This is a genomic window from Pseudomonadota bacterium, from assembly GCA_040752895.1.
Taxonomy (GTDB): Bacteria; Pseudomonadota; Alphaproteobacteria.
This window is the reverse complement of sequence record JBFMHN010000006.1, coordinates 45,963-70,706: the sequence shown is the minus strand read 5'-3', so window position 1 is coordinate 70,706 and position 24,744 is coordinate 45,963. Positions and strand designations below refer to the sequence as shown.

Annotated in this window: 23 protein-coding genes; 12 read left to right on the top strand and 11 right to left on the bottom strand. The window is 64.4% G+C overall.

The window, feature by feature from the left end:
• Positions 1–26 precede the first annotated feature (26 nt).
• Positions 27–3,482, bottom strand: coding sequence for an indolepyruvate ferredoxin oxidoreductase family protein (locus AB1781_10625; protein MEW5705021.1), 3,456 nt, complete (start codon positions 3,480–3,482; stop codon positions 27–29).
• A gap of 632 nt (positions 3,483–4,114) precedes the next feature.
• On the opposite strand from AB1781_10625, the gene AB1781_10620 reads away from it, so the two are divergent.
• Positions 4,115–5,095, top strand: coding sequence for an NAD-dependent epimerase/dehydratase family protein (locus AB1781_10620; protein ID MEW5705020.1), 981 nt, complete (start codon positions 4,115–4,117; stop codon positions 5,093–5,095).
• Here AB1781_10620 and AB1781_10615 read toward each other — a convergent pair.
• Positions 5,092–6,897 (bottom strand): AMP-dependent synthetase/ligase, encoded by a 1,806-nt coding sequence (locus tag AB1781_10615; GenBank protein ID MEW5705019.1) that lies wholly within the window; start codon positions 6,895–6,897, stop codon positions 5,092–5,094. The two genes, AB1781_10620 and AB1781_10615, sit on opposite strands and share 4 nt — an antisense overlap.
• A 109-nt stretch (positions 6,898–7,006) precedes the next feature.
• Here AB1781_10615 and AB1781_10610 point away from each other — a divergent pair, with 109 nt between their 5' ends.
• The 4 genes from AB1781_10610 (at position 7,007) to AB1781_10595 (ending at position 11,811) form a co-directional block, all read left to right on the top strand.
• Entirely contained in the window at positions 7,007–8,791 is a 1,785-nt protein-coding gene (locus AB1781_10610) for a M3 family oligoendopeptidase (GenBank protein MEW5705018.1), read from the top strand.
• A 116-nt stretch (positions 8,792–8,907) separates the two neighbouring features.
• Positions 8,908–10,062: a Re/Si-specific NAD(P)(+) transhydrogenase subunit alpha gene (locus AB1781_10605; protein ID MEW5705017.1), complete on the top strand. Its 1,155-nt coding sequence runs from the start codon at positions 8,908–8,910 to the stop codon at positions 10,060–10,062.
• Between the two features lie 24 nt (positions 10,063–10,086).
• A complete protein-coding gene (locus AB1781_10600; protein MEW5705016.1) occupies positions 10,087–10,407 on the top strand; it encodes an NAD(P) transhydrogenase subunit alpha in 321 nt (106 codons plus the stop codon).
• A gap of 15 nt (positions 10,408–10,422) precedes the next feature.
• Positions 10,423–11,811 carry an NAD(P)(+) transhydrogenase (Re/Si-specific) subunit beta gene (locus tag AB1781_10595; protein MEW5705015.1) on the top strand — a complete coding sequence of 463 codons (1,389 nt, stop codon included), beginning with the start codon at positions 10,423–10,425 and terminating at the stop codon, positions 11,809–11,811.
• Between the two features lie 129 nt (positions 11,812–11,940).
• Here AB1781_10595 and rpsU read toward each other — a convergent pair whose 3' ends face one another.
• Positions 11,941–12,141 carry a 30S ribosomal protein S21 gene (gene rpsU, locus AB1781_10590; GenBank protein MEW5705014.1) on the bottom strand — a complete coding sequence of 67 codons (201 nt, stop codon included), beginning with the start codon at positions 12,139–12,141 and terminating at the stop codon, positions 11,941–11,943.
• 195 nt (positions 12,142–12,336) lie between these two features.
• Here rpsU and def point away from each other — a divergent pair, with 195 nt between their 5' ends.
• Together def and AB1781_10580 are read left to right on the top strand one after the other, a co-directional pair.
• Positions 12,337–12,870 carry a peptide deformylase gene (gene def, locus AB1781_10585; GenBank protein MEW5705013.1) on the top strand — a complete coding sequence of 178 codons (534 nt, stop codon included), beginning with the start codon at positions 12,337–12,339 and terminating at the stop codon, positions 12,868–12,870.
• A 10-nt stretch (positions 12,871–12,880) separates the two neighbouring features.
• Positions 12,881–13,546 carry a COQ9 family protein gene (locus tag AB1781_10580; protein ID MEW5705012.1) on the top strand — a complete coding sequence of 222 codons (666 nt, stop codon included), beginning with the start codon at positions 12,881–12,883 and terminating at the stop codon, positions 13,544–13,546.
• Here AB1781_10580 and AB1781_10575 read toward each other — a convergent pair.
• A complete protein-coding gene (locus AB1781_10575; protein MEW5705011.1) occupies positions 13,543–14,628 on the bottom strand; it encodes a 5-(carboxyamino)imidazole ribonucleotide synthase in 1,086 nt (361 codons plus the stop codon). The two genes, AB1781_10580 and AB1781_10575, sit on opposite strands and share 4 nt — an antisense overlap.
• 7 nt (positions 14,629–14,635) lie before the next feature.
• A complete protein-coding gene (gene purE / locus AB1781_10570; GenBank protein MEW5705010.1) occupies positions 14,636–15,127 on the bottom strand; it encodes a 5-(carboxyamino)imidazole ribonucleotide mutase in 492 nt (163 codons plus the stop codon).
• 186 nt (positions 15,128–15,313) lie between these two features.
• On the opposite strand from purE, the gene AB1781_10565 reads away from it, so the two are divergent.
• From AB1781_10565 to AB1781_10555, 3 genes are all read left to right on the top strand, one after another.
• On the top strand, positions 15,314–16,072 hold the full coding sequence (locus AB1781_10565) for a GGDEF domain-containing protein (GenBank protein MEW5705009.1): 759 nt from the start codon (positions 15,314–15,316) through the stop codon (positions 16,070–16,072).
• A 94-nt stretch (positions 16,073–16,166) separates the two neighbouring features.
• Entirely contained in the window at positions 16,167–17,252 is a 1,086-nt protein-coding gene (locus AB1781_10560; protein MEW5705008.1) for an ATP-dependent 6-phosphofructokinase, read from the top strand.
• An 89-nt stretch (positions 17,253–17,341) separates the two neighbouring features.
• Entirely contained in the window at positions 17,342–17,509 is a 168-nt protein-coding gene (locus AB1781_10555; GenBank protein MEW5705007.1) for a YdcH family protein, read from the top strand.
• A gap of 92 nt (positions 17,510–17,601) precedes the next feature.
• Here AB1781_10555 and AB1781_10550 read toward each other — a convergent pair whose 3' ends face one another.
• Together AB1781_10550 and AB1781_10545 are read right to left on the bottom strand one after the other, a co-directional pair.
• Positions 17,602–18,345, bottom strand: a complete 744-nt coding sequence (locus tag AB1781_10550; protein MEW5705006.1) for a cell cycle transcriptional regulator TrcR — start codon at positions 18,343–18,345, stop codon at positions 17,602–17,604.
• 165 nt (positions 18,346–18,510) lie between these two features.
• On the bottom strand, positions 18,511–19,512 hold the full coding sequence (locus tag AB1781_10545; GenBank protein ID MEW5705005.1) for an NAD(P)H-quinone oxidoreductase: 1,002 nt from the start codon (positions 19,510–19,512) through the stop codon (positions 18,511–18,513).
• 94 nt (positions 19,513–19,606) lie between these two features.
• Here AB1781_10545 and AB1781_10540 point away from each other — a divergent pair, with 94 nt between their 5' ends.
• Complete coding sequence (locus tag AB1781_10540; GenBank protein MEW5705004.1) at positions 19,607–19,792, top strand: DUF1192 domain-containing protein; 186 nt, start codon at positions 19,607–19,609, stop codon at positions 19,790–19,792.
• Between the two features lie 6 nt (positions 19,793–19,798).
• Here AB1781_10540 and rpmE read toward each other — a convergent pair whose 3' ends face one another.
• The gene (rpmE, locus tag AB1781_10535) at positions 19,799–20,029 is read right to left on the bottom strand and encodes a 50S ribosomal protein L31 (GenBank protein MEW5705003.1); all 231 of its coding nucleotides are present in this window, start codon (positions 20,027–20,029) and stop codon (positions 19,799–19,801) included.
• Between the two features lie 132 nt (positions 20,030–20,161).
• On the opposite strand from rpmE, the gene AB1781_10530 reads away from it, so the two are divergent.
• Positions 20,162–21,979: an ABC transporter transmembrane domain-containing protein gene (locus AB1781_10530; protein ID MEW5705002.1), complete on the top strand. Its 1,818-nt coding sequence runs from the start codon at positions 20,162–20,164 to the stop codon at positions 21,977–21,979.
• Between the two features lie 7 nt (positions 21,980–21,986).
• On the opposite strand, the gene AB1781_10525 is transcribed toward AB1781_10530, so the two are convergent.
• From AB1781_10525 to efp, 3 genes are all read right to left on the bottom strand, one after another.
• The gene (locus AB1781_10525; protein ID MEW5705001.1) at positions 21,987–23,279 is read right to left on the bottom strand and encodes an OmpA family protein; all 1,293 of its coding nucleotides are present in this window, start codon (positions 23,277–23,279) and stop codon (positions 21,987–21,989) included.
• Positions 23,280–23,353: 74 nt separating this feature from the next.
• Positions 23,354–24,163, bottom strand: coding sequence for an inositol monophosphatase family protein (locus AB1781_10520; GenBank protein ID MEW5705000.1), 810 nt, complete (start codon positions 24,161–24,163; stop codon positions 23,354–23,356).
• The gene (gene efp / locus AB1781_10515; protein MEW5704999.1) at positions 24,163–24,729 is read right to left on the bottom strand and encodes an elongation factor P; all 567 of its coding nucleotides are present in this window, start codon (positions 24,727–24,729) and stop codon (positions 24,163–24,165) included. The genes AB1781_10520 and efp overlap by 1 nt, the downstream gene beginning before the upstream one ends.
• Positions 24,730–24,744: the final 15 nt, after the last annotated feature.

Sequence of the window (24,744 nt, the reverse complement as noted above, 5' to 3'; positions counted from 1 at the left end):
CCCATCGGCTCGATTGGTCTCCAGGCTTATTCCGCCGCCGTTTCGTAACGGCCGCTGTCGCGGAAATTCGATAGCAATTCGGCTTCCCGCCGCTTCACCTTTAGCATGTTTGCTTCTTTTACATGGCCGAAGCCGCGAATTCCCTCCGCCTGGGCGGCGATCTCGCACGCCAGCGCGTGGTTTTCGGGTTTCAGGCCGGCGAGCAATTCCCGGACGGTTTCCTCGAAATCCCGAATCAGCCAACGCTCGCGCTTGCGTTCCACGCCATGGCCGCATGGGTCGAACGGCGTACCGCGCAGGAAGCGCAAGGCGGCCAGCACGCGAAAGACCGTCTTCACCCATGGGCCGAAGCGGTATTTCCGGGGCTCGCCCGTCTCCGGGTCCTTGGCCGCGAAAAGCGGCGGCGAAAGATGGAAGCTGAGCCGGACATCGCCTTCGAACTGGTCCTTGAGGCTTCGTTCGAAGGCGCCATCGGTGTAAAGCCGGCCGATTTCGTATTCGTCCTTGTAGGCGAGCAGCTTCGCGTAGCTGCGGGCGAGGGCTTCCGAAAGGCCGGTGCGGTTGATCGCCGTCTCCGCCGCGAGGGCCTTACGGACGAGGGCCTCGAAGCGCTGGCCGAGCCGCCGGTTCTGATAGGCCTCCAGAAAGTCGCGGCGGTGGCGGATCAGGGCATCGAGGGAGGCGGGTTCCGGCGTCTCCTCCGGCGCGATCCCGGCCGTCCGCAGGACGAGATCGGGGTCGTGGGCCGCCAGCCTTCCCCAGCCGAAGGTGGCGAGATTCTCCGCGACGGCGACGCCGTTGAGTTCGATCGCGCGCCGGATCGCTTCCGCGGCAAGGGGAACGAGGCCCTTCTGGAAGGCATAGCCAAGGAGAAAGAGGTTCGTCGCGATTGCATCGCCCATGAGTCGCGTCGCCAGCCGGCTGGCGTCGAGAAAGGTCGCCTTGCCCGCCGTCGCCTCGCCGATGGCGGCTTCCATGGCGCGTTCGGGGAAAGCGCTGTCGGGGCTGCGCGTGAAGTCGCCGGTCATGGTTTGATGGCGGTTGACGATCGCTGTCGTCTCGGCGGAGGTTTTGGCGAGGGATTCGAAACTTGCCGCCACGATGAGGTCGCAGCCGAGCAGAAGCCGCGCCTCGCCGGCCGGGATGCGGGCGGCGAACAACGCCTCCTGGGTGTCGGCGATCCGCACGTGGCTCCACACCGCGCCGCCCTTTTGCGCGAGGCCGGCCTGGTCCAGCACGGTCACGCCCTTGCCTTCGAGATGTGCCGCCATGCCGAGAAGGTTGCTCACCGTGACGACACCGGTGCCGCCGACGCCGGCCAGGACGATGCCATAGGGAACGGCGGTCGCCGGCCGCGCCGGTTCCGGCGGAGTGGGCAGGCCCTCCAGGCTTTGCGGGCCGCGTTTCCGCAACTTTCCGCCGGTGACCGTGACGAAGCTCGGACAGAAGCCTTTCAGGCAGGAATAGTCCTTGTTGCAGGAGGACTGGTCGATCGCCCGCTTGCGCCCGAAGGGCGTCTCGACCGGCACGATGGAAAGGCAATTCGATTTCCGGCCGCAATCCCCGCAACCCTCGCAGACGTCCTCGTTGACGACGACGCGTAGCGGCGGGTCCGGCAGCAGGCCGCGCTTCCGCCGCCGGCGCTTCTCCGCCGCGCAGGTCTGGTCGTAGACGATGACGGAAACCCCTTTTTCTTTTCGGAATTCCCGCTGGAGGCGATCGAGGGCGTCCCGGTGGTGGATGGTGACGCCGGCCGCGAAGTCGGTCTCGTTTCGGTACTGGTACTTGTCGGGCTCGTCCGTCACGACGGCGATGCGGCGGATGCCTTCGCCATAGAGCTGATGGGTGATCAGGGAGACGGAAAGGGGGCCGTCCACTGGTTGGCCGCCGGTCATGGCGACGGCGTCGTTGTAGAGAATTTTGTAAGTGACGTTGACGCCGGCGGCGACGGCGGCGCGGATGGCGAGCGAGCCGGAATGGAAATAGGTGCCGTCGCCCAAGTTCTGGAAGATATGCGGCGTTTCCGTGAAGGGGGCCTGGCCGATCCAGTTCGCGCCTTCGCCGCCCATGTGCGTGAAGGTTTCCGTCGCGCGGTCCATCCACTGCGCCATGTAGTGACAGCCGATGCCCGCCATGGCGCGGCTTCCTTCCGGCACGCGGGTCGAGGTGTTGTGGGGGCAGCCGGAACAGAAATAGGGAACGCGTTCGACCCGGGCCTGCGGGTTCCGCAGCGCTTTTTCCTTCGCCTCAAGGAAGGCGAGCCGCTCGCGGACGCGCTCGCTCGTATAAAAACGATCGAGCCGGCTTGCGATGGCCCTCGCCACCCTGGCCGGCGTCAGTTCCCCGTTCGAGGGCAGAAGCCAGGCGTCGTTCTCGTCTTGCTTGCCGATGACGCGCGGGCGGACGTCTTTCCGCCAGGTGTAGAGATGCTCTTTCATTTGGCTTTCGAGGACCGCGCGTTTTTCTTCGACGACGAGAACCTCCTCGAGGCCTTCGGCAAAGCGGCGCGCACCTTCCGGGTCCATCGGCCAACTCAACCCCACCTTGTAGACCCGAAGGCCGATCTCGGCGGCGTGCCGTTGATCGATGCCGAGATCGTCGAGCGCCTGGAGGACGTCGAGGGTGGCTTTTCCCGTCGTCAGGATGCCGAAACGGGGGGTGGGAGTATCGATCAACAGGCGGTCCACCCGATTGGCGCGCGCGAACGCCTGCGCCGCGAAAAGCTTGTGCCGGTGGAGCCGGAATTCCTGGTCGAGCGGGCGGTCCGGCCAGCGGATGTTGAGGCCGTCCTCCGGCATTTCGAAAGTGTCCGGGGTGACGGGACGCACGCGATCGGGCGCCACCAGGCAGGCCATGGAGCTATCCATCGTCTCCGAGATTGCCTTCATTCCGACCCAGCAGCCCGCATAGCGCGACATTGCCCAGCCGATCAGCCCGAAATCGAGCACGTCCTGCACGTCGGCCGGGTTGAGGACGGGGATGTTCGCATCCATGAGGGCGAATTCGCTTTGGTGGGGAAGGGTCGAGGACTTGCAGGCGTGATCGTCGCCTGCCAGCACGAGGACCCCGCCATGCTTCGAGGAACCGGCGGCGTTGCCGTGCTTGAAGGCATCGCCCGAGCGGTCGACGCCGGGGCCTTTGCCGTACCAGATCGCAAAGACGCCGTCGTAGCGCGCCCCTTCGAACAAGTTGACCTGCTGGCTTCCCCAGACGGCGGTGGCGGCTAGGTCCTCGTTGACGCCGGGGCGGAAGTGGATATGGCTCGCCTCCAGGAAGCGGCTCGCCTGCCAAAGGGCCGTATCAAAGCCGCCGAGGGGCGAGCCGCGATAGCCTGAAATAAAGCCCGCCGTGTTGAGGCCCGACGCCGCGTCGGCCGCCCGCTGCATCAAGGGCAGGCGCACCAAGGCCTGGATGCCGGAGAGGTAGATCCGGCCTTCCTTCAGCGCGTATTTGTCGTCGAGCGAGACCGCGGCGAGCGCCATGCGTTACGTCCGTCCTTATCCCCTAAGCCTTAAGCGTAGGTTCGCAACGCCCCCTTTGCAATCGAGCCGCCGGCGAGAAGGCGAGGCGACAGGCCCTCTATAGGATAATATTCATAATTCTACGCGTGATCGAGCTGGTGCCACAAAGGGTTTCTATGCCCCGACAGGGCGGCGCTTCTACTTCCGTTGATGAAACGGACGCCCCTCAAAACGAGGGGGGCATGTATACGCCCCGGTTTTGTCCGGCTTTACCTCAACGCACGAATCGACGGATCGGAATGTTTGACGGCCCGTTTTACGTGGACGATTTTTGCTCTGTTCGCTTGGGCTGATTTGAGTTTAGAGAAGATGTCGTGAAAGTCTTTCTTGATCGTCTCGTTCTCAGACATCGGTTCCAGTAGCGCACGCAGGAAGTCAATTTTTCAGGCGGGCGATACGATGGGCTTGGTTTGGTAAGGCGCATGCCTTCGATGCCCCTTAGGGCCGCCGCGTCACGGCGCTCGGCATCCTCGACCTTGCGGGTATTATAACGAAAGTCGCGCTCGGCTTCGGCCAGGCACCTCAGAATAGGTGATTTCTTAGCCTGGCCGCGCTATAGGAAGCCCTGCTTTACGCAAGGGATTACGTGTCGCATGGCCATTCTTCTGACCGGCGCCGCCGGCTTCATCGGCTTTCACGTCGCTACCGCGCTGCTTGCGCGCGGCGAGCGAGTCGTCGGGATCGACGACCTCAACGCTTATTACGACGTGAAGTTGAAGGAAGCGCGCCTTGGCGAGTTGAAGCCGCGGGCCGGGTTCACCTTCCACAAGGTGGACATCGCCGACGCCAAGGCAATGGCCGCGCTGGAAGGCCGGCTCGCAGGTATAGATCGCGTGGTCCATCTCGCCGCCCAGGCCGGCGTGCGCTATTCCTTCGAGAACCCGCGCGCCTATATCGACTCGAACGTCACCGGCCAATTGCACATGCTGGAACTGGCCAAAAAACTACCCGGCCTGCGGCACTTCGTTTACGCAAGCTCGTCCTCCGTTTACGGCGGCAATACGAAGCTGCCCTTTGCGATCGAAGACCCGGTTGACCGCCCCATCTCGCTTTACGCGGCGACCAAGCGGGCGGGCGAGCTGATGGCCCATACCTACAGCCACCTTCACCGCCTGCCGGCGACCGGCCTTCGCTTCTTCACGGTCTACGGGCCGTGGGGAAGGCCGGACATGTCGGCTTATCTCTTCACGCAGGCGATCCTGGAAGGAAAACCGATCCGGGTCTTCAACCGGGGCGAGATGAAACGGGACTTCACCTATATCGATGACATCGTCAAAGGCGTGCTCGCCACTCTCGACCGCCCGCCGCCGGCTGTGGAAGGCGAAGCCCCCCATCGCCTATACAATCTCGGCAATCACAAATGCGAATCCCTGATGCGTTTCATCGGCCTCATCGAAAAGGCCTTGGGCAAGAAGGCGGAAATAGATTGGCAGCCGATGCAACCCGGCGACGTTAAGGAAACCTACGCCGACATTGCCGCCTCCGAGCGCGACCTCGGCTTTCACCCGACCACCACGATCGACGCAGGCATCCCCCGTTTCGTGGACTGGTACCGCCGCTACCGCGGCGCCTAGGGCTTCTTCGCGGCGTAGAGCTGCTCGAGCGCCTCCCCATAGCGTTCGCGGATCTTGTGGCGGCGGACCTTCAGGGTGGGGGTCAGAAGCTGGTTCTCGATCGTGAAGGCCTCACCGGTCAGCAGGAAGCGCTTCACCCGCTCGGTGGTGGAAAGCTTGGCGTTCGCCCGTTCCACCGCCGCGGCGATCGTCTTGCGGAAGGCCGCGTCCTCGACCAGCGCCGCAAGATCGGCGGACTTCTTTTGCGCATCGGCCCATTCGTGGGCGAATTCCGCATGGGGCACGATCAGGGCGACGAGGTGCGGTTTCCGGTCGCCATAGACCATGGCCTGACCGATCTCCGGCTCGAGTTCGAGAATTCCCTCGACGCGCTGCGGCGAGATGTTGTCGCCGCCCGAATTCACGAGGATGTCTTTCTTGCGGTCGGTGATGCGGAGGTAGCCCTCCTCGTCGATCCGGCCGACGTCGCCGGTGTAAAGCCAGCCGTCCCGGATGGCGGCCGCCGTCGCCGCCTTGTCCCCCCAATAGCCCTGCATGACAAGCTCGCCGCGGACGAGGATCTCGCCGTCCTCGGCGAGCCGCACCTCCGTTGCGGTGAGCGGCGGGCCGACGGTGCCGAGCTTGTTGTGGCGGGGCCGGTTGCAGCTAATGACCGGGGCGCTTTCCGTCAGGCCATAACCTTGTAGAAGGCGCAGGCCGAGCGCGGTGAAGAAAAGCCCGACCTCGTCGTTCAAGGGGGCGCCGCCGGAGATCAGCGCCTTGAGCTTGCCGCCGAAACGTTTGGCAACCTTGCGGCGGACAAGAAGGTCGAGCAGCCGGTTGAGCAGCCGCTCGGGTCCTGAAAGCAGGCCGGGATTCGCGTAGTCCTTTTGCCCGAGCTCAACCGCCTTCGCGAACAGCTTCGCCTTCAAGCCGCCCGTCTTCGCGACCCCCTTCCGGATGCGTTCATAGAGGATCTCGTAAAGCCTGGGCACCGCCGTCATCAGGGTCGGCTTCGCCTCGGCCATGTTGGTCGAGAGCTTGTCGAGCGATTCGGCGTAGTAGATTTCGGCGCCGATCGAAATCGGAAAGAACTGGCCCGCCGTGTGCTCGTAGGCGTGGGAGAGCGGCAGGAAGGAAAGGAAGCGTTCGCGGTCCAGCCCAAGCTCCTGCAGACGGTCGTGGGCGCCGCGGCAATTGTGAAGGATCGCGCCATGGCTCTGCATGACGCCCTTCGGCGCCCCGCCCGTCCCGGAGGTGTAGATGAGGCAGGCGAGGTCCTCGCGGCCGATCCTCGCCACCGTGTCGGTCACCGTATCCGGCGCCGCGCGGCCGATGTCGAGGGCCTCGTCCCAAAGATAGTGCTTGAAGGGGGTCCGCGTTTCCGCCGCCCAAGGCTCCATCGTTACGACGGTCGCGACGAGGGGGGCGTCCATTGCGGCCGGGAACACGCGGTCGGCGAGTTTCGTGGAAGACACGATAATGGCCTTGGCGCCCGAATTCGTCAGGATATGCCGGTGGTCGGCCGCCGTGTTCGTGATATAGGCCGGCACCGTCATCGCCCCGGCCGCCAGGATGGCGACGTCCGCGATCAGCCATTCCGGCCGGCTTTCGGAGACGAGAACGACCCGGTCGCCGGGGTGAATGCCCATGGCGCGAAGGCCGTTGGCGAAGGCGCGGACGGCTTCCGCCGTCTCCCGCCAGGTCAGGGGCCGATAGTTCGGCCCCCGCTTCGCCCATAGGAAGGGTCTCCCGCCAAGCTCCGCCGCCTTCTCGAAAAACATCGCCGGCAAACTCCGCCAGCTTTCGTACGCGGATCCCATCTCTCCCCCCACTTAGTCGGCCGCTCCTTTTCTGCTTATGGTTTAATGCGAGACAGGGGGAGGGGCAATCGCGCCCCTTCAAGAAACCGGAATCGCAGGAGGAAAAACGATGGAGGAAAGCCGCGCCACGCCACTGGGCAGGCTTCCGGAATGGGATCTCGCGGGTCTCTATGCCGGTGCGGACGCGCCGGAACTTGCGGCCGACCTCGGCTCGGCGGCTGCGGCGGCGAAGGCTTTCCGCGAGGCCCACGCCGGCAAGCTCGCGGCGATGCCCGGCCAGGCCCTCGGCGAGGCGGTCGCGGCCTATGAAAAAATTCAGGAAAGCATCGGCCGCGTCCTGGCCTACGCCTACCTTCGCTATGCCGCGGACGTGTCGGACGCAAGCTCCGGCACGTTCCTGCAGAACATGCAGGAACAGACGAACGCGATCGGCACCGACCTTCTGTTCTTCACGCTTGAGATCAATCGCCTTTCGGACGCGGCGCTGGCCGAGAAGCTGCAAGCCCCGGCACTTGCCCGCTACGCGCCGTGGCTTCGGGATGTTCGCGTCTTTCGTCCGCATCAATTGTCCGACGAGGTTGAGAAGCTTCTCTATCAGAAGCAGCTTGCGGGGCGCGCCGCCTGGGTGCGGCTTTTCGACGAGACGATGGCGGCCCTTCGTTTTTCCGTCGACGGCAAACTCCTGACGGAGACGGAGACGCTCGACCTTCTCAGCAGCCCGGACGGGGCGCTTCGGAAGAAGGCGGCGCAGGCGTTGGGGAAGGTCCTCGGCGAGAACGTTCGACTTTTTGCCCTGATCACGAACACGCTCGCCAAGGACAAGGCGATCGAGGACGAATGGCGTCACTTCCCAAGACCCGTTTCGGCGCGCAACCTCGAGAACCACGTCGAGGACGAGGTCGTGAACGCCCTTGTCACCGCCGTCCGCGACGCTTACCCGAAACTTTCGCACCGCTACTACGCCCTGAAGGCGCGCGCCTTCGGGCAGGAGAAGCTCGATACCTGGGACCGCAACGCGCCATGGCCGGATGCGGAGACGCGCCCGATTCCATGGGCGGAAGCGGTGACGACCGTGCTCGAAGCCTACGCCGCCTTCACGCCGAAGCTGGCGGAAGTGGGCCGGCTTTTCTTCGACTCGGCCTGGATCGACGCCGCCCCCCGGCCAGGCAAGGCGTCCGGCGCCTTCGCCCACCCGACGGTGCCTTCGGCGCATCCCTATCTGCTGTTGAACTACCAGGGCAAGCCGCGAGACGTGATGACGCTGGCCCACGAACTCGGTCATGGCGTCCATCAGGTGCTGGCCGGCCCGCAAGGCTTGCTGCTTTCGGAAACGCCGCTCACCCTTGCCGAGACGGCTTCCGTGTTCGGCGAGATGCTGACCTTCCGGCGGCTGCTCGCGGCCGAGAAAAACGCCGTCCGCCGGCGGAATCTGCTGGCCATGAAGATCGAGGACATGCTGAACACGGTGGTCCGCCAGATCGCCTTCCACAGCTTCGAGGAACGCGTCCATGACGCGCGCCGCGCGGGCGAGCTTGCGGCCGACCGGCTGTCGGAAATCTGGCTCGACGTGCAAAGGGAAAGCTTGGGCCCGGCCCTGCGTTTCGAGAAGGGCTACGAAGTCTTCTGGACCTACATTCCCCATTTCCTCCATTCCCCCTTCTACGTCTACGCCTATGCCTTCGGGGACTGCCTGGTGAATTCCCTCTACGCCGTCTATGAGGGTGCCGAGGCGGGCTTCGCCGAGAAATACCTCGACCTGCTCAAGGCCGGCGGCACCCGCCGGCATCGGGAATTACTGGCCCCCTTCGGGCTGGACGCTTCGGACCCGGCCTTCTGGGGACGCGGCCTTGACGTCATCGCCGGCCTTCTCGACGAGTTGGAAACGCTGTCGTAGGCGTGGGGCCCGGTTAGGGCCTGGTCGCCCCCTTGGCAAACGCGATCGAACAGGTCACACTCGGCGACTTTTGCGAGCGGGCTGCGGGTAGCAGGCAGGAAGAGGCGAGGCTGGTAATGAAAATTGGTATTCCGAAGGAGCGGCGCGCGCATGAGAAGCGCGTCGCGGCAACGCCCGATTCGGTAAAGAAGCTGATCGGCCTCGGCTTCGAGGTCGTCGTCGAGACGGACGCCGGCGCTGACGCCTCCTTTCGCGATTCGGCCTATGAAGCGGCGGGTGCAACGCTTGCCGCCGACGAGAAGGCCACCCTTTGCGACGCCGACATCGTGCTCAAGGTTCAGCGGCCGCTGACGCAGGAAGAAGACGGGCCGGACGAACTGTCCTACCTCAAGGCGGGGGCGAAGCTGATCGGCATGCTCGCCCCTTACGCCGATCCGAAGCAGCTCGAGGCTTATGCAAAAGCGAAGGTGGATGCCTTCGCGATGGAGCTTCTGCCGCGTATCACGCGGGCGCAGAGCATGGACGTTCTTTCCTCCCAGAGCAACCTCGCCGGCTACCGCGCCGTCTTCGAGGCGTGCAACGTGTTCGGCCGGGCGATGCCGATGATGATGACGGCGGCCGGCACGGTGGCGCCGGCGCGCGTCCTTATTCTGGGGGCGGGGGTGGCGGGTTTGCAGGCGATCGCGACGGCGCGGCGGCTTGGCGGGATCGTCTCCGCCTTCGACGTGCGTCCGGCCGTCAAGGAACAGGTCGAAAGCCTGGGCGCCACCTTCGTCGAGGTCAAGTCGGAAGAAACAAGCGCGGCCGAAACCGCGGCCGGCTATGCGAAGGAAATGAGCGAGGACTATAAGAAGAAGCAGGCCGATCTTATCCACGCGACCCTCAAGAAGCAGGACATCGTCATCACGACGGCGTTGATTCCCGGCAAGCGCGCGCCGATCCTCATCACCGAAGCGATGGTGCGCGACATGAAGCCGGGTTCCGTCATCGTGGATCTGGCGATCGAGGCCAACGGCAATTGCGAACTCAGCGAACCCGGCATCGTCGAGGCCTATGGCGTGACGATCGTCGCCTATCCGAACGTGCCGAGCCGAATAGCCGAGGATGCGAGCCAGCTATACGCGAAGAACCTCGTGAACTTTCTCACCCCTCTCGTCGACAAGGAAACCAAAGCGCTGAAAATTGATCCGGCCGACGAGGTGATCAAGGGAACGCTGTTAACGCAAGGCGGCGCGGTCGTTCATCCCGCCTTCTCCGGAAAGGGGGCATAAGCCATGGAAAACATGCAGGCAATGATGGAAACTGCGACGAAGGCGGTGGGCGGGACGGCCCATGCGGACCCCTTTGTCTTTGCGCTGACGATCTTTGTTCTGGCGATCTTCGTCGGCTATTACGTCGTCTGGAACGTGACGCCGGCGCTGCATTCGCCGCTGATGTCCGTCACCAACGCCATCTCCAGCGTCATCATCGTCGGCGCCTTGATCGCGGCAGGGCCGATGGAAACGACGTTTTCGAAACTGGCCGGTTTTGCAGGTGTGGTTCTCGCTTCCATCAACATCTTCGGCGGCTTCATCGTGACGCAGCGCATGCTGCGGATGTACCGGAAAAAAGGTTAAGAGGGGGAGAAAAGCGTGACCGCAACCACTACGGCGCTTGCCTATCTCGCCGCCTCGGTCTTCTTCATCATGGCGCTCCGGGGTCTTTCCTCGCCGGTCACGGCGCGGGCCGGCAACATCTATGGCGTCCTCGGCATGGCGATCGCCGTGGCGACAACACTGCTGTCGCCGGCTGTTGTCAGCTACTCGCTCATCGTCCTTGGCATTCTCATCGGTGGCGGCATCGGCGCCGTCATCGCGTTTCGCATCCAGATGACGGCCTTGCCGCAGCTCGTGGCGGCGTTCCACAGTCTGGTCGGTCTGACCGCTGTCCTCGTCGCCGCCGCCGCCCTATACGCGCCGGCGGCCTATGGCATCGGCGAGGTCGGCGCGATCCCGGTTTCGAACCGGATCGAGATGGGGATCGGCATGGTGGTCGGCGCGATCACCTTCTCCGGCTCGATCGTCGCCTTCGCCAAGCTGCAGGGGCTGGTTTCCGGTTCGCCGCTGGTCTTTCCGGGGCAGCACCCGCTGAACGCGCTTATCGGCGTCGCGATCATAGGCCTGACCGCCTATTTCGCGACGAACGAATCGGTCCCGGTCTTCTGGGCGATGGCGGCCCTTGCCTTCCTGATCGGGTTCCTCCTCATCGTGCCGATCGGCGGCGCCGATATGCCGGTCGTGATCTCGATGCTGAACTCCTATTCGGGGTGGGCGGCCTGCGGCATCGGGTTCACGCTCGACAACCACCTCCTCATCGTCACCGGCGCCTTGGTCGGTTCCTCGGGCGCCATCCTCAGCTACATCATGTGCAAGGGGATGAACCGTTCGATCTTTAACGTCGTTCTCGGCGGCTTCGGCGGCGAAGGCCAAGCGGCTTCCGCCGCGGCCGGCGACCGGCCGGTGAAGGTGGGCAGCGGGGACGATGCCGCTTTCATCCTAAAGAACGCTTCCTCCGTCATCATCGTGCCGGGCTACGGCATGGCCGTCGCCCAGGCGCAGCATGCGCTCCGCGAGATGGCGGACCTTCTGAAGGCGGAGGGGGTAAAGGTCAGCTACGCCATTCACCCCGTCGCCGGGCGCATGCCGGGACATATGAACGTTCTCTTGGCGGAGGCGAACGTGCCTTACGACGAGGTTTTCGAGCTTGAGGAAATCAACCGGGATTTTTCCTCGACCGATGTCGCCTTCGTGATCGGCGCCAACGACGTGACGAATCCGGCGGCGAAGACGGATCCTGCGAGCCCGATTTACGGCATGCCGATCCTCGACGTCGAGAACGCGAAGACTATTTTATTCGTGAAGCGTTCTATGGCGGCCGGCTACGCCGGGGTTGGCAATGAGCTCTTCTATCGGGAAAATACGATGATGCTGTTCGGAGACGCCAAGAAAGTCGTGGAAGATATCGTGAAGGCGTTCCACTAGGACGGCATGAGGCGGGCGTTGCAAGCGGCGGGGTTGTCCCCGCCGTTTTTTTTGCGTGCGCTTTTGAAAATAAAAAACCCCTCGCGCCAAGGCGTGAGGGGTTACTTCGTCGGGGGCCGCGGCGTTTCTTTAGAGTTCGCGTTCTAGCCGCTTGCGTTCCATCTTGCGGGCGCGGCGAATAGCCTCGGCGTGTTCGCGGGCGCGGCGCTCGGACGGCTTTTCGTAGGCGCGGCGCATCTTCATCTCGCGGAAAATGCCCTCGCGCTGCATCTTCTTCTTCAGCACCCGAAGCGCCTGATCGACGTTGTTGTCGCGAACCGTAACTTGCAAATGCCACTCCCCCGTTTCCCTTGGGAAACGGCCTGTTTTAAGACCCGAATGAACGACGGACTCCCTAAGTGGGGCGCTTCATAGCACGGCGCCGTTTGTTTGGGAAGGGGGGTCTGGCCAAAGCCCGCCGTTTTCCACCACTTTCTGGGGAAATATGCCCTAGCAGTGGGAATGGCGTGACCCCATAGTAAGGAAATGGCCGTTCGTGAAATCGCTCGCATGGGACATCCGGTTCTGCGCCGGATCGCGGAAACCGTGGAGGACCCGACCTCGCCCGAGGTCGCGGCCCTCGTCCTCGACCTGATCGAGACGATGCGGCAAGCCGGCGGCGTCGGCCTGGCCGCTCCCCAGATCGGGGTGGGAAAGCGCGTCCTCATCTTCGAAGTGCCCGCCTCCAGGCTTTCCGAAACCGAGGCGGCGCATGCCGTGCCGCTCACCGTTCTCGTCAACCCCGTCGTCGAGCCGCTTGGGGAGGAAATGGAAGAAGGCTGGGAAGGCTGCCTCTCGCTTCCCGGCATGGCGGGCTTTGTTCCGCGCTACCGGCGCGTGCGCTACCATGGGGTGACGCCGGAAGGGGAGGCGGTCATCCGCGAGGCAAGCGGCTATCATGCCCGCGTCATCCAGCACGAGGCGGACCATCTGGATGGCGTGCTTTATCCGATGCGCATGCGGGACCTGGCCGCCTTCGGCTATATCGACGAGATGGAAAAGACCCTGGAAGCCTTATAGGGGACGCGAGATGACGGTTGCAAAACACGACGCGGAGGCGGGCGCGGAGCTTGGAAAGGCGAAAGTTGCGATTCTCGAAGCCACCCTTCGCCACGTTCCCTTCGAGGGGTGGTCGGCGCGAGCCTTGCAGATGGGGGCCAAGGAAGCGGGCGTCCCGGACGCCGTTCTTTTGCAGGCCTTTCCGCGCGGGCCGGCCGACCTCTTCCGCTATTTCATGGATATCTCGGATCGCCAGATGGTGACGGCCCTCAAGACGAAGGACCTCGGCGCCATGCGGTTCCGCGACCGTGTCGCCTTGGCCATCCGCACCCGGCTTGAACAGAACGCCTCCCGCCGCGAAGCTTCGCGGCGCTTGGCCAGCTATCTCCTGCTGCCCCCGAACGCCCCTTTGGCGGCGGCGGCCGTCTGGCGGACGGCGGACGCCATCTGGCATGCGCTCGGCGACCGCTCGGCGGATTTCAGCTACTACACGAAGCGCAGCCTGCTCGCCGGCGTTTACGCCTCGACCTTCTTTTGCTGGCTGAACGATTCTTCGGAGGGTTTCGCCGATACGTGGGCGTTCCTCGACCGCCGCATCGCCGACGTCATGCGGATCCCGGAAATCCGCGGGCGGGCCGAAAAGCTGGTCGGTTGCGTAACGGGGCCGCTCAAGCGGCGATGGGCGGCGCGGCGCTAAGGGCCGGTCTTCGGCAAGAGCTTCGTGACGTGTCCCATCTTGCGGCCCGGGCGCGCTTCTTTCTTGCCGTAGAGATGGAGGCTTGCCCCCGGTTCGGCGGCGATCTCCCGCCAGCGTTCGACCTCCGCGCCTAGCAAATTCGTCATGACGGCGTCCGAATGGCGTTCCGTCGCGCCCAGAGGAAGGCCGGCAATGGCGCGGACGAACTGTTCGAACTGGCTGGTCGCGCAGGCATCCATCGTCCAGTGGCCGGAATTGTGGGGGCGCGGGGCAAGCTCGTTCACCAGAAGCCCGTTTTCTTTGGTGACGAAGAACTCGACCGCGAGCAGGCCTTCGAGGTCGAGTGCGACGGCGATCTTTTCCGCGACGGCCTGCGCTTTCCGGCTGGTTTCCGGCGCGCAGGTGGCGGGCGCGATTGTCTCGCGGAGAACGTGGTTTTCGTGCCGGTTCTCGGCCGGGGTAAACGTCGCCGTTTCGCCACGCAGGCCGCGCGCGACGAGAACGGATATTTCGCATTTGAAATCGACCCAGGATTCGAGAATGGCGCACTCCGCGTCAAGCTCGCGCCAGACGGCCGCCGCGTCCGTCGTCGCGTCGAGGAGGCGCTGGCCCTTGCCGTCATAGCCGAGTTGCGCCCCTTTGAGGACCGCCGGCCAGCCGATCTCAGGCGCCAGGCGGCCGATGTCCGCCGCCGTTTCCACCCGCCCGTAGGCGACCGTCGGCACGCCGATCCCGCGCAGGAAGTCTTTTTCCCGGAGGCGGTCCTGGGCGATGCAGAGGATTTCTCTTTTCGGCCGGACCGGTACCCGGGCCTCGACGCCAGCCAGGGCCGCCGCCGGTACGTTCTCGAATTCGAAGGTCGCGACATCGATTGCGCCGGCGAATTTCGCCAGCGCCTCCAGGTCGGCGTAGGCGGCAACCGTGCGGTACGGCGTGACCTGGGCGGCCGGGCAGTCCGCTTCGGGGTCGAAGATATGGGTGCGATAGCCAAGCTTGGCCGCCGCCAGCGCCGTCATCCGGCCAAGCTGCCCGCCGCCGAAGATGCCGATCGTTGCGCCCGGTGGCAGGACCGAATTCCTCATCGCGCGTTCAGTCGCTGGGCGTCTTGGCGACGCCCGCCGTTTGTTTTTTGCGCCAGGCGTCAAGCGTCTTTGCCACCCTTGGGTCGGAAAGGGCGAGGATGGCGGCGGCAAGGAGTCCGGCGTTCTTGGCGCCCGCCTTGCCGACGGCTAACGTGCCGACCGGTACGCCGCCGGGCATCTGGGCGATCGAAAGCAGGCTGTCGAGGCCTTTCAGCGTCTTCGTTTCGACCGGCACGCCGAGGACCGGAAGGGCTGTCAGGGCAGCGACCATGCCGGGCAGGTGGGCGGCTCCGCCGGCGCCGGCGATCAGCACCTTAAGACCCCGCTCGCGAGCCGCCGCCGCGTAGTCGTAAAGCCGCTTCGGCGTGCGGTGGGCGGAGACGATCTTCTTTTCGTAAGGAACGCCAAGTTCCTCAAGGGCTTCGGCGGCGTGCCGCATGGTTTGCCAGTCGGACTGGCTGCCCATCAGAATGCCGACCAGCGGTTTTTTCGATCCCATGCGGCCTTTTCGCCTGCGCCGAAAAGGGCGCGATGTGCCGGAAAGGGCGCAATGTAAGGGAGGGCCCCTTGCGAGGCAAGCCGGCTCCGTTAAGGATTTGATGGACGTGTTATGCTAGGGTTTCAAGGAGTGGCTGGGCCTTGCGCCTGGCTTTGTTGTTTTGGCCTGGTGGGTGGGGAAGGCGGCATGAAGGTCGAAAAGACCAACCCGCTGCGTGGTGTGTCCGGGGTGGCGTCGGCTGGGGGGAAACGTGCGACGGACCGCACGGCCGACATCGCCCTTGAGGGCGTCCAGGACGTCGCCTCCGTCATGGGAATCCCGGAAGCGGAACTCACGCCGAAGGTGCGGGCGGCCCTTCTCGATCTGATGGCGGAAGTGGACCGGCTGCGCCACGAGCTTGCGGCTTTCAAGGAGCGCGTGGGAAGGCTTGAGCACGAGGCGGATCACGACCCGCTTCTTTCGATCGCCAACCGTCGCGCCTTCGTTCGGCATCTGGCGCGGATGATGTCCTATGCGGAACGCTATGGCTCGACCGGCTGCATCCTTTATTTCGATCTCGATGGGTTGAAGCAGATCAACGATTCGGAAGGCCACGCGGCGGGCGATGTGGCGCTTCGGCATGTAACCCAGCTTATCCTTGGCAACGTTCGCGATTCCGACATCCTGGGAAGGCTGGGAGGGGATGAATTCGGTGTCCTGCTTGCCCAAACCGGCCTCAAGGCGGGGCGGGAAAAAGCGGCCGCCCTGGCGGAGCTGATCGAGGCCAGCCCCTTCGATTGGAAGGGGAAACCGATGTCGCTTTCCGTTTCCTATGGTGTGCACCTCTTCGAGGGGACGGAGGATATTGACCGCGCGATCGAGGCGGCCGACCGGGAAATGTATGTGCAAAAGCACGACCGGAAGGCGGAGGGGAAGACGAAGACCCTCAAGGAGTCCGATCGCTGATCGCTTGGTTCCGGCCATAGGGGGCTTTCCCGCGCATGCCCCCCTTCCGGGTGGCGTTTCGCCGCTTAAGGCTTGGAAGAGGAGGAAACGGCCCGTGAGGAACGTCAAACGCATTGCCATCCTGACCAGCGGTGGGGACTGCTCCGGCCTGAACGCGGTGCTCCGCGCCGTCGTCCATCGGGCGATCGAAACCTATGGCTGGCAGGTTCTCGGCATTCGCGATGGAACGGCGGGATTTTTGCGCCGGCCGCTCGATTACGAGGAACTCACGCCCCGGCTCGTTACGGGCGAGGTGTTGCGTATGGGCGGCACGATCCTCGGCACCACCAGCAAGGGGAACCCCTTCGCCTTTCCGATGCCGGACGGCGGCAAGAAGGACCGTTCGGACGAGATTATCGAGGGCTACCGTGCGCTTGACCTCGACGCCCTTGTCGTCGTTGGTGGGGATGGCAGCCTGAAAATCTTCCAGAAAATCGCCGAGAAGGGCGGTTTGAATATCGTCGCGATTCCGAAGACAATCGACAACGACATCGGCTTCACCGAAAGCTGCGTCGGCTATAACACCGCCGTTTACGTGGCGACGGAAGCGCTGGATCGCTTGCAGCCGACGGCGGCCAGCCACAGCCGCGTCATGATTCTGGAAGTTATGGGGCGGGATGCCGGGCATATCGCCCTGGCCGCTGGGATCGCCGGCGGAGCCGACGCCATCCTGATCCCGGAGATTCCTTACCGGCTCGAAAAAGTTGCCAAAAAAATCGCGAACTTGCGGGAAAAGGGGCGCAACCACGCCCTCGTCATCGCGGCCGAAGGCCTGCGGACGGAAAACGGCGAAGCGGTCGGCGTGCGGGACGAAGCCGGCAACGTCCGCTACGGCGGGATCGGTCATTATCTGGGCGAGTGGCTTGCCGAGCTTGCGGGTGCCGAAACCCGTGTCACCGTGCTTGGCCATACGCAGCGCGGCGGCGTGCCAACGCCGCGCGACCGGTTGATGGCGTCCGTCTTCGGCGTCCACGCAGTTGACCTGATCGCCAAGGGGAAATTCGGGCAGATGGTGGCTTGGCAGAACCGACGCGTCGTCGCGGTCCCGATTTCGGAAGTACTGGTGCGCCACCATGGCGTGGATCCGGAAGGCAGCCTGGTGGCGACCGCCCGCGGTCTCGGAATTTCGCTTGGGGATTGAGACGCTTGCGCTTCCGTCTGGTCAAGCCGAAGTGGAAGGGGTACGCTTTTTAGGTTATGGGCTTCTTCGGACTTGGCAGGAGGTTCTATATGACGGAAGTAAGGAACGTGCAGGAATTAAAAAAGAAACACGCCGATCTGGAAATCAAAATCGAAAAAGAAAACCAACGACCCCTTCCCGACAACACCTACATCCATAAATTGAAACGCGAAAAACTCCGCATCAAGGATAAACTCCTCAAGCTTGCCACCGGCTAGCGGCGGGTAGCCGCTCGGAACGGCTGCGTCGGGATTTTTTTTACGAAGTTTTTGGCTGAAAAATTACATTAAGGGACGGCTTGGCCCGGTCTCTAGCCGTTCCCGTTCATCCGTTCGTCTTCCGCAAGGGCCGTGTCCGTCTCTTCGTCCGGGGCCGTCGTGGCGGGCAGATGCGGCTGCCACGCGCCGGGCAGCGTTCTTGTCGTCGGAGCGGGGGTTTCCGCCGCCGTTTCGCTTTCCGCTTCCGCCGTCTCCCCGGATTGGGGCCCCGCGGCGGCCTTTGCAGCACGGGCCTCGCGCACCTTGCGTCTTTCCGCCGCCCGCTCCGCTTTTTCGATCTCGTTTTGCAGTTCCGTATGGGTGCAAAGGCCGAACTTCACCGGGCTTTGCGGCTTCAGGTTCTGGATGTTCCAATGGGTGCGCTCGCGAATGGCGGCGATGGTTGGCTTCGTCGTGCCGACCAAGCGCGACATTTGGGCGTCGCTCAATTCGGAATGGTGACTCAGCAGCCAGGCAATGGCGTCCGGGCGGTCTTGGCGTTTGGCCACCGGCGTGTAGCGTGGTCCTTTCGCCCGGGCGACCGGCATCGGCAAGGATGGCTTCACTATCACGAGCCGGGCCGAGGGGTCCCCTTGGCAACGCTCGATCTCTTCCAGGGTGAGTTCGCCGGCCTCGACGGGGTTGGCGCCGACGATCCCGATCGCCACTTCCTCGTCCGCGATGCCCTGCACCTCCAGACTATGCAGCCCGCAGAAATCGGCAATCTGCTCGAAGGTGAGCGTCGTGTTCTCGATCAGCCAGACGGCCGTTGCCTTTGGCATGAGGGGTTTCGGCATAGTTCCTCCGGGGCCGGCCCAGCCGGCATGGGCGCGGCGGGCCGTAAATTACGCAATTCCTTGTCGGGAGATGACTTCCCCAGATTATACGCGGTCCGGGCCGGAAAGCAAAGCGTGCGATCGGGGGGAACGGCAGGATAACCGGAGCGCCGGCGGGCTTCCCCCTCAGGGAATGAGCACGATTTTTCCGATATGCAGGCCGCTTTCCATCCGCCGGTGCGCCGCTGCCGCCTCGCGCAAGGGGTGGGTCGAATCGACGATTGGGCGCACCCGTTTCGCCTCGAAAAGCGGCCAGACCCGTTCGCGAAGGGCTTTCAGGATGACGACTTTTTCCTCGACCGTGCGGGAGCGCAGCACGGAACCGGCAAGGGTGAGCCGCTTCAGCATGAGGCGCAGAAGGTTAAGCTCGACCTTTGCCCCTTTCAGGAAGGCGATCTGAACGAGGCGGCCTTCCGTCGCCAGGCAATCCAGGTTGCGCTGGACGTAGTCGCCGCCGACCATGTCGAGAATGACGTCGGCGCCCCGGCCGCCGGTGAACGCCTTCACGGCTTGGACGAAATCCGTCTGCCGGTAGGCAATGGCAAGATCGGCGCCAAGTTTTTCGCAAAAAGCGCATTTTGCTTCGCTTCCCGCCGTCGTCAGCACCCGCGCGCCGAAGGCTTTGGCAAGCTGGATCGCGGTCGTTCCGATGCCACTCGTGCCGCCGTGCACGAGAAAAGTCTCCCCCGGCCGAAGGCCGGCGCGGTCGAAGACGTTCGTCCAGACCGTCGCGAAGGTTTCCGGGATGGCGGCGGCTTCGACCAGCCCGAGTCCGGCGGGGATGGGCAGGGCAAGCGGCGCCGGCGCCGTGCAGTATTCCGCGTAGCCGCCGCCGGTGACCAGCGCGGTTACCTCTTCGCCGAGTTTCGGTGTTGCCACCCCCGGCCCCAAGGCGACGACGCGGCCGGCGACCTCAAGCCCCAGAATGTCCGAAGCCCCGGCCGGCGGCGGATAACTCCCTTCGCGCTGCATGATGTCCGGGCGGTTCACGCCGGCCGCCGCGACCTTGATCAGAACCTCGTTCGGACCGGGGACGGGCAGCGCGCGCGCGACAGCGGCGAGCTTCTCCGGTCCGCCGGGCGCGGTAACTTCGATCGCGGTCATCGTCGGGGGAAGGGGTTCGGTCATCGAAAAACGGTAATGGCGCGATTGCGGGGGAGGCTTCCTGCCGGGTGTAGTATGATAAAAATCCGCACGCAAGCCCGATTCGGCGGAGGAAAGCATGGACTTCGACGACGAAGATTTGCCACGGAAGGCAAAGCCGAAGCCTAAGGATCTCGGCTGCCTGGGTATCGAGGAGCTAAAAAGTTACATCGCCGAGCTGGAGCACGAGATTGCGCGCGCGAAAGAAACGATCCGCGCCAAGCAAAAGCACGGCGCCGGTGCCGAGGGCCTTTTCCGAAAATAGATGGCCTTAAGAGGAGGATTTAAGGCCAAGGCCCTTGAAGCGCTTCTTGAACTTCGCAAGCTGGCCGCCGCTGTCCATCAGGCGATGCACGCCCGTCCACGCCGGGTGCGAAAGCGGGTCGATGTCCAGTTTCAGCGTGTCCCCTTCCTTGCCCCAGGTCGAGCGGGTCGTGAACGTGCTGCCATCCGTCAGGGCAACGGTGATGGTGTGGTAATCGGGGTGGGTATTTTTCTTCATCTTTTGTGCCTTCATTGCCGGCCGCCGTTATAGCGAAGGGGGAGGCCCGAAACAAGGGGCAGGGCGCTTGGCTTGTTGGCGGCCGCTACAATTGATAGTTTCCGCCCGGAAAATCACTGGATTGGATTTCAATTGAACGCGCAAGCCACACCGCCCGCCGGCCCCGAAGGGGGGGGCAAAAAGGAGCTTCGGCATCTTCGCCGCCTCGGGCCCTTCCTGCGGCCTTATGCGCTTGGCATCCTTGGCGCCTTCCTGGCGCTTACCCTCGCCGCCGCCACCGTGCTCGTCCTCGGCATCGGGCTTCGCACCCTTGTGGATGAAGGCTTCCGCGGCGGCAACGTCGCGTTGCTTGATCAGGCGCTTATGGCGCTGCTTGGCGTCATCGTGCTCTTGGCGGTGGCGACCTATGGGCGGTTCTATCTCGTTTCCTGGGTGGGTGAACGGGTCGTCGCCGATATCCGCCGCGAGGTTTTCTCGCACATCCTTCGCCTGAGCCCAAGTTTCTTCGAGGTCACGAAGACCGGCGAGCTGCTTTCGCGTTTGACGACGGACACGACCTTGCTGCAGACCGTCGTCGGCGCCTCCCTTTCAATGGCGCTCCGCAACGTGCTGCTGCTGGTCGGCGGGCTTGCGTTGCTTGCCGTCACCAGCCCGAGGCTGACGTTGCTCGTGGCGCTCGGCGTTCCCCTCGTCGTCGTTCCGATCCTGGTGATCGGGCGGCGCGTTCGCCGGCTTTCGCGGGCAAGCCAGGATCGCGTGGCCGACGTCGGTGCCTATGTGGAGGAAAGCATCAACGCCGTTCGCACCGTGCAAGCTTTCGGTCACGAAGCGATCGACCGCGCGCGTTTCACGGGCCGCGTCGAGGACGCCTTTCGCGTCGGCATGCATCGGGTGCGCGTGCGGGCGTGGCTTACCGTCCTCGTCCTCGTTCTGGTTTTCGGCGCCATCGGCTGCATTCTCTGGGTTGGCGGCCGCGACGTGCTGGCCGGGGATTTAAGCGCGGGCGAACTCGCCGCGTTTGTTTTTTACGCCGTCGTCGTGGCGGGTTCGGTCGGTGCGATCAGCGAGGTGATCGGCGATCTTCAGCGCGCGGCGGGGGCGACGGAACGCCTGATGGACCTTTTGGCGCTGCGCCCGGATATCGAGGCACCTCTCAACCCCGTCTCTCTGCCGGTACCGCCGAAAGGGGCGGTCGCCTTCGAGCGCGTCACCTTCGCCTACCCGTCGCGGCCGGAGCGGCCGGCGCTTCGCGATTTCACGCTTGCGATCGCGCCGGGCGAGAAGCTGGCCCTGGTCGGCCCGTCAGGGGCCGGAAAATCGACCGTCTTTCAGCTCCTGCTTCGTTTTTACGATCCGCAAGAGGGGCGCATCGCCCTCGACGGCGTGGCGCTTAAGGACGCCGACCTCGCCGAAATACGCGCGCGTTTGGGGCTTGTTCCCCAGGATCCGGTCATCTTCTCGGCCAACGCCTGGGAGAACATCCGCTATGGCCGGCCGCAAGCGACGGACGCCGAGGTACGCCGCGCCGCGGAGGCGGCAAACGCGGCCGAATTCCTCGATCGGCTGGCGAAGGGCTTCGACACTTTCCTGGGCGAACGCGGCGTGCGTCTTTCCGGCGGGCAAAAACAACGCATCGCCATCGCCCGGGCTATCCTGCGCAACCCGGCCGTTCTTCTTCTGGACGAGGCCACGAGCGCCTTGGATTCGGAAAGCGAGTGGGTCGTCCAGGGGGCGCTGGAAACCCTGATGGCGGGACGGACGACGCTGGTGATCGCCCACCGCCTCTCGACGGTTTTGACGGCCGACCGGATCGTTGTCCTCAAGGATGGCGCAATCACCGCGATCGGCACCCACGCCGAGCTGCTGAAGACGTCCCCTCTCTATGCGCGGCTGGCCGAACTTCAGTTCGAGCCGGACCTCCTCCGATCGTCGTCCGAGGCGGCTTCCTGAGTCTTCGTTATTCGTCGTTCGCGATGACGAGGTCGACGCGATCGGACGGCTCACCCTCGGCCTTGTTGCCGAGCGCGCGGACATCCATCCGGATGCTCGATATGCCTTGCTCGATCAGGTGGGAACGCACGACCAAGGCGCGGGAAAGGGACAGCCGCCGCGCCTGGAGCGCGGTTTCCTGGGTGCCGCTGGCATAGGCCAGAAGCTGGATCCTCAAGCTGGGCTTTTCCTTCAATTGGCGGGCGAAGCTTTCGAGCGCGATCTTGGCGGTATCGGACAGCAGCGCGCTTTCGCTTCCGAACGCGAGGCGCAGCGGCTCGCCGGCCTTGAAGGCGGACGCCGGCGGCAAAAGACTAGCCACTTCTTCGGCTTGCTCCGGCCGCTTGGCCGGGACAGCCGCCGCGCTGGTCTGCGGTTTTGCCTCCGGCAGCGGGAACGACTTCGGCTCCGTCAGCTTGACGGGCGGCGGCGGGGTCAGCGGCGTTTCAACGACCGGCTTCACCGGGACCGGGGCTGGGGCTGGGGCTGGGGTCGAGACCACCTCTTTCGGCGGCGCTACCTTCGGCTGGGTCAGCGGCGTTTCAACGACCGGCTTCACCGGGACCGGGACTGGGGCCGGGGCCGGGGCCGGGGCCGAGACCACCTCTTTCGGCGGCGCTACCTTCGGCTGGGTCAGCGGCGGCTGGGCCAGCGGCGTTTCAACGACCGGCTTCACCGGGACCGGGGCTGGGGCTGGGGTCGAGACCACCTCTTTCGGCGGCGCTACCTTCGGCTGGGTCAGCGGCGTTTCAACGACCGGCTTCACCGGGACCGGGACCGAGGCTGGGGCTGGGACCGGGACTGGGGCTGGGACTGGGGCCGGGGCCGAGACCACCTCTTTCGGCGGCGCTATCTTCGGCTGGGCCAGCGGCGGCGGGGTCAGCGGTATTTCAACGACCGGCCTGGCCGGCGGCGGCGGGACCGCCGTCTCAACCGGTGCCATAACGGGCTCGGCCGGCGGCGATAGGGTTGCAGATTCAGACTCGGCCGGCTCCGGAGCTGGCGGGGTCGTCCCCGACCCGGCTGCTAGGCTGCCCGGCCGTCGCAACTCGACGCGGCCGTCGTTGGCCGGTCCCGATCCCGGCATAAGCAGATAACGCCTCATGGTGGGGCGGTCGAGCGTCTCCAGCACGCCCATGTCGACCGTGACGGCCGGCTTGCCGCTGCCGCCGATGACGACGGTAGATGGCTCGGCTAACGCCGGCGCCCCAGACAACAGGAGTGCGCCGATGCCAATGCGGAAAAGAGGGTGAGGGAACATCCGCGAAAGCTTAACTCAGGGCGCCGGACGAAACAATGGGCGTCGGAAGATTCGGACCGGGAATCAACCCATTATCAAGGGCTGGTTCCGGCATAAGCCGACCGCAGAAGGTCGGCGACGGTGGGGTAGAGATGGGCGTTGGTGGCCAGCACGCTTCCCGATTGCAGCATGTGTTTGCCGCCCTCGATCTCCGTCACGTAGCCGCCCGCCTCCTGGACGAGGAGGATGCCGGCGGCCATGTCCCAGGGTTTCAAGCCCTTTTCCCAGTAGCCGTCGAACCGGCCCGCCGCGACATAGGCCAAATCCTGCGCCGCCGCGCCCGACCGGCGAATGCCGGCCGTTCGCTCCATTACCATGGGAAGGACGCGGGCGAAGGCTTCCTTGCCCTCGCGGCCGCCGAAGGGTTCGCCATAGGCAAGCAGCGCGTCTTCAAGGCGCTTGCGGGCCGAAACGCGAAGCCGCCGGGTGTTCAGGAAGGCGCCGCTGCCCCGTTCCGCCCAGAAAAATTCGTCCTTGATGGGGTCCAGGATGACCCCCGCGACGATCGCGTCGTCGCGCTTCAGCGCGATCGTGATGCTGAAGTGGGGAATCCCGTGCAGGAAATTCGATGTTCCATCGAGCGGATCGACGAGCCAGGTGTTCGCCGGGTCGCTGCCGGCTTCCGCCCCGCCTTCTTCAAGCAGCAGGCCGTAGTCGGGGCGGGCGCGGCGTAACTCCTTGCGCAGGATCGCCTCGGACTTGATATCGGCGTTCGTCACGAAATCGCCCGGTCCCTTCTTCGAGACCTGCAACTGCTCGACCTCGCCGAAGTCCCGCACAAGCGACCGCGCGGCCTTGCGGGCGGCGGTCTCCATGACGTTGATAAGGGCGGAGTGGACGGCCATCAGCCTTTCGCGCGTTCGACGTAAGCGCGTTCGTAAACGCTGACCACGATCCTGTCGTTGCTAACGACATGCGGCGGCACGGAAATGCGAGCCCCGTTGTCGAGCAGGGCAGGCTTGAAGGAGGCGGCGGCCGTTTGCCCCTTGATGACGGCTTCCGTCTCGGTGACGGTGCAAACGACGGTGTCGGGAAGCGTGACGCCGACCGGTTTGCCTTCGTAAGCTTCGACCGTGACCACCATGCCGTCCTGAAGAAAATCCACCGCGTCCCCGACCATGCTTTCGTTGACCGTGGCTTGATCGAAAGTTTCCGTATCCATGAAGGTCAGGTTTTCGCCGTCCCGGTAAAGATACTGGTATTCGCGCTGGTCCAGGCGGACGCGTTCGACGCTTTCGCTCGAACGGAAGCGTTCGTTGAGCTTTGTGCCGTCCCGGATGTCCTTCAATTCGACCTGGAGGTAGGCGCCGCCCTTGCCGGGCTGGGTGTGCTGGATTTTCACGGCGCGCCACAGCCTGCTTTTGTGCTCGATCACCATGCCGGGACGTACGGCGTTGCCACTGATTTTCATGTTGCTGGAAACCGA

What these genes read in the sequence shown, in the direction of transcription:
- AB1781_10525 (MEW5705001.1), bottom strand. Translation starts at nt 23,279, where the DNA reads ATGTTCCCTCACCCTCTTTTCCGCATTGGCATCGGCGCACTCCTGTTG.
- AB1781_10605 (MEW5705017.1), top strand. Translation starts at nt 8,908, where the DNA reads ATGAAAATTGGTATTCCGAAGGAGCGGCGCGCGCATGAGAAGCGCGTC.
- AB1781_10550 (MEW5705006.1), bottom strand. Translation starts at nt 18,345, where the DNA reads ATGCCGAAACCCCTCATGCCAAAGGCAACGGCCGTCTGGCTGATCGAG.
- AB1781_10620 (MEW5705020.1), top strand. Translation starts at nt 4,115, where the DNA reads ATGGCCATTCTTCTGACCGGCGCCGCCGGCTTCATCGGCTTTCACGTC.
- purE (MEW5705010.1), bottom strand. Translation starts at nt 15,127, where the DNA reads ATGGGATCGAAAAAACCGCTGGTCGGCATTCTGATGGGCAGCCAGTCC.
- AB1781_10555 (MEW5705007.1), top strand. Translation starts at nt 17,342, where the DNA reads ATGACGGAAGTAAGGAACGTGCAGGAATTAAAAAAGAAACACGCCGAT.
- AB1781_10565 (MEW5705009.1), top strand. Translation starts at nt 15,314, where the DNA reads ATGAAGGTCGAAAAGACCAACCCGCTGCGTGGTGTGTCCGGGGTGGCG.
- AB1781_10540 (MEW5705004.1), top strand. Translation starts at nt 19,607, where the DNA reads ATGGACTTCGACGACGAAGATTTGCCACGGAAGGCAAAGCCGAAGCCT.
- AB1781_10610 (MEW5705018.1), top strand. Translation starts at nt 7,007, where the DNA reads ATGGAGGAAAGCCGCGCCACGCCACTGGGCAGGCTTCCGGAATGGGAT.
- AB1781_10600 (MEW5705016.1), top strand. Translation starts at nt 10,087, where the DNA reads ATGGAAACTGCGACGAAGGCGGTGGGCGGGACGGCCCATGCGGACCCC.
- AB1781_10545 (MEW5705005.1), bottom strand. Translation starts at nt 19,512, where the DNA reads ATGACCGAACCCCTTCCCCCGACGATGACCGCGATCGAAGTTACCGCG.
- efp (MEW5704999.1), bottom strand. Translation starts at nt 24,729, where the DNA reads ATGAAAATCAGTGGCAACGCCGTACGTCCCGGCATGGTGATCGAGCAC.
- AB1781_10615 (MEW5705019.1), bottom strand. Translation starts at nt 6,897, where the DNA reads ATGGGATCCGCGTACGAAAGCTGGCGGAGTTTGCCGGCGATGTTTTTC.
- AB1781_10520 (MEW5705000.1), bottom strand. Translation starts at nt 24,163, where the DNA reads ATGGCCGTCCACTCCGCCCTTATCAACGTCATGGAGACCGCCGCCCGC.
- AB1781_10580 (MEW5705012.1), top strand. Translation starts at nt 12,881, where the DNA reads ATGACGGTTGCAAAACACGACGCGGAGGCGGGCGCGGAGCTTGGAAAG.
- rpmE (MEW5705003.1), bottom strand. Translation starts at nt 20,029, where the DNA reads ATGAAGAAAAATACCCACCCCGATTACCACACCATCACCGTTGCCCTG.
- AB1781_10625 (MEW5705021.1), bottom strand. Translation starts at nt 3,482, where the DNA reads ATGGCGCTCGCCGCGGTCTCGCTCGACGACAAATACGCGCTGAAGGAA.
- AB1781_10575 (MEW5705011.1), bottom strand. Translation starts at nt 14,628, where the DNA reads ATGAGGAATTCGGTCCTGCCACCGGGCGCAACGATCGGCATCTTCGGC.
- def (MEW5705013.1), top strand. Translation starts at nt 12,337, where the DNA reads ATGGCCGTTCGTGAAATCGCTCGCATGGGACATCCGGTTCTGCGCCGG.